Raw genomic sequence first — 3,596 nt, 5'->3', positions numbered from 1 at the left:
GGCGTATGGGTACCGGGACAACGACTACTTCTTTTTGAAAATCAAAGCGGCGTTTCCCGGTAAAGTGCGATGAACCTAAAAAAAGCCCGGCTTAGCCGGGCTTTTCTCAGGCGTCAGAATTACTTCTGAGCGGCCTTGAACTTCAGGCGGTAAGCGTGCAGCAGCGGCTCAGTGTAACCACTTGGCTGTTCTTTACCTTTGAAGATCAGGTCAGACGCTGCCTGGAAAGCAATACCGTCGAAGCCTGGCGCCATATTGATGTATGCAGCATCGCCTGCATTCTGACCATCAACGATCGCAGCCATACGCTTCAGGCTGTCTTCAACCTGTTCACGTGAACAAATGCCATGCTCCAGCCAGTTAGCAACGTGCTGAGAGGAGATACGCAGAGTTGCGCGGTCTTCCATCAGACCTACGTTGTTAATATCCGGAACCTTGGAACAACCAACGCCCTGATCAATCCAGCGAACAACGTAGCCCAGGATGCCCTGACAGTTGTTATCCAGTTCGTTCTGAATCTGCTCCTGAGTCAGCGCAGCGGCTTCTTCAGCAGTCATCAGTGGAATGGTCAGAATGCCATCAACAGAAGCGTGCTCACGACCTTTCAGTTCGTTCTGAACAGCAAATACGTCTACCTTGTGGTAGTGCATTGCGTGCAGAGTTGCAGCCGTTGGCGATGGGACCCATGCGGTGTTAGCACCAGCTTTCGGATGACCGATTTTCTGATCCATCATCATGCCCATTTCATCCGGGATAGGCCACATGCCTTTACCGATCTGCGCACGACCCTGCAGGCCAGTTTCCAGACCAGTGTCTACGTTCCAGTTTTCGTAGGTGTTGATCCACAGCTGCTGCTTCATTACAGACTTAGGCACGAATGGACCGGCCAGCATAGAAGTATGGATTTCGTCACCGGTACGATCCAGGAAGCCAGTGTTGATGAATACAACACGGTCTTTTGCAGAACGGATACACTCTTTCAGGTTGACCGTGGTGCGACGCTCTTCGTCCATAATACCCATCTTCATAGTGAAGCGTGGCAGACCCAGTGCGTCTTCAACACGACCAAACAGTTCGTTAGCGAACGCAACTTCTTCAGGACCGTGCATTTTTGGCTTAACGATGTTTACAGAACCGGTAGTAGAGTTCTGGAATGGCGCGTTGCCTTTCAGATCGTGCATAGCGATCAGGGTAGTCACCATGCCATCCATGATGCCTTCCGGTACTTCGTTACCATCTTTGTCCAGCATCGCAGGGTTGGTCATCAGGTGGCCAACATTACGGATGAACAGCATGGAGCGACCTTTCAGCTTAACAGTTTCGCCGTTAACGCCAGTGTATTCACGGTCTGCATTCATGGTACGAGTGAAGGTTTTGCCGCCCTTGGTTACTTCTTCAGCCAGGTCGCCTTTCATCAGGCCCAGCCAGTTACCATAGGTCACTACTTTGTCAGCCGCATCAACAGCAGCAACAGAGTCTTCACAGTCCATAATGGTGGTCAGAGCCGCTTCCATCAGGATGTCTTTAACGCCAGCTGCGTCAGTAGAACCAACCGGAGTAGACGCATCTACCTGGATTTCGAAGTGCAGGCCATTGTTAACCAGCAGCACGGATACAGGCGCAGCTGCATCACCGTTGAAGCCGACCAGTTGAGCTTCGTCTTTAAGGCCAGTTACAGAACCGTCTTTCAGGCTAACGACCAGCTTGCCGCCTTCGATAGCGTATTTGGTGCTGTCTACGTGAGAGCCAGCTGCCAGAGGCGCTGCTTCGTTCAGGAAGTCACGACCGTATGCGATAACTTTGTCGCCACGTACTTTGTTGTAACCAGTGCCCTTCTCAGCACCGCCTTCTTCAGAAATAACGTTGGTACCGTACAGCGCATCGTACAGAGAGCCCCAACGTGCGTTAGCAGCGTTCAGAGCGAAACGAGCATTCATTACAGGCACAACCAGCTGAGGACCCGCCATCTGGCCGATTTCTGGCTCTACATTAGCAGTAGTTGCTTCGAAATCATCGCCTTCTGGCAGCAGGTAACCGATTTCCTGCAGGAACGCTTTGTACTCTGCCGCGTTGTGTGGCTGACCTTTACGCTCAGTGTGGTACGCATCGATTTTAGCCTGGAAGTCGTCACGCTTTGCCAGCAGCGCTTTGTTCTTAGGCGCCAGGTCATTAACCAGAGCGTCGAACTCGGCCCAGAATTTCTCTGCGTCTACACCAGTACCCGGAATCGCTTTTTCGTTAACGAAATCGTACAGTTCCTGAGCGACCTGAATGCCACCTTTCTGAACGTATCCTGTCATTATTCAGCCTCAATTTAGTCATTTAGCAGCCCCTTGAGACTGCAGTTCTGCAACTAACCACCTCCCGATCCGGGAAGCGGTTAAAAAAAGTCGCGGGAGTATACCCCATTAGCAGCATCACCAGAATGTATTGTTGATGATAGTCTGTATCACCGAGATGAATACCACAAAGAGTGATAACGGTATAAAGGTATTTGTACGAAGTGACCCGAAACATCCGGCGTGTTAGCGTTTACGCTTTTGTCAGAGCGCCACCCATGGATCAAGTCGCCAACACCATACTCAGCTCCGGACGCTCTGCGGTAGAGCTGGCGCTGTTCATTCTGCTACCCATCATGATCGTTATGCTGACCATCATGCACTGGCTGGACGACAAAGGCATACTGAACAGAATCGTCATCCTTCTGACCCCCATACTGAAGCCATTCGGGCTTACCGGTCTCAGTGTATTTGCACTGCTGCAAACGACCATGGTGAGCTTTGCCGCTCCCATCGCGACGCTGGCGATCATGGCAAGAAATGGCTCCTCTGACCGACACATTGCAGCAACACTGGCCATGGTCATGGCACTTGCCCAGGCGAATGTCGTTTTTCCTATGGCCGCTGCCGGGTTAGACGTAGCAAATACCATCGCGATTGCACTTTGCGGCGGATTCATCGCATCAGCCTCTGCTTATTACCTGTTCGGCCGCACCCTCAGCACCACAAACACCTGCCCGGACGACCAGTTATTGCCGATCGCAAAAGAACAACGCAACCTACTAACCACCATCCGCCATGCAGGTAAGGATGCATGGGAAATAGCCATCGGCGCCCTACCATTACTGGTCGTCGCCCTCGTAGCCGTCAACCTTATCCGCATGACCGGCGCTATTGATTTACTTGAAAACGTCACCCGCGACCTGCTTATCGCCGCTGGCTACCCACCACAGACACTACTACTGGCATTTACCAAATATATTGCAGGCGGAACCGCCATGATGGGCATTGCCATGGAAGCTTTTAACAACGGCGCTCTGAGCAGCACCAGCATCAATCTTATTGCTGGACTGCTGATCTGCCCTCTCGACATCGCCGGGCTCGCCATCCTGGTTAGTGCCGGCCCCCGAATCGCGGCTGTTGCACTGCCAGCTGTACTCGGAGCGCTTACAGGGATTGTGTTCCGCATCATCTGCCACACTCTGCTGTACGCATAAAAAAAAGCGGCTATCAGCCCACTGCTGTCCCACAGTTTAAAGATATCTGTTTTCTATAAACGACTTTTAAATCTGCAATGCCTACTGCCTACCAGGGGAA

The 3,596-nt window shown here is 51.9% G+C and carries 2 protein-coding genes; one reads left to right on the top strand and one right to left on the bottom strand.

Annotated elements, in window-relative coordinates; all coding sequences use genetic code 11:
* Nucleotides 1–119: 119 nt before the first annotated feature.
* Nucleotides 120–2,300: a malate synthase G gene (locus I9W95_RS12180; RefSeq protein ID WP_225675265.1), complete on the bottom strand. Its 2,181-nt coding sequence runs from the start codon at nt 2,298–2,300 to the stop codon at nt 120–122.
* 257 nt (nt 2,301–2,557) lie between these two features.
* Here I9W95_RS12180 and I9W95_RS12175 point away from each other — a divergent pair, with 257 nt between their 5' ends.
* A complete protein-coding gene (locus tag I9W95_RS12175; protein ID WP_225675263.1) occupies nt 2,558–3,496 on the top strand; it encodes a nucleoside recognition family protein in 939 nt (312 codons plus the stop codon).
* Nucleotides 3,497–3,596: the final 100 nt, after the last annotated feature.

Source organism: Thalassolituus marinus (assembly GCF_020320395.1).
In the GTDB taxonomy this organism is placed as follows: Bacteria; Pseudomonadota; Gammaproteobacteria; order Pseudomonadales; family Oceanobacteraceae; genus Venatoribacter; species Venatoribacter marinus.
This window is presented reverse-complemented; position numbering and strand designations above follow the sequence as displayed.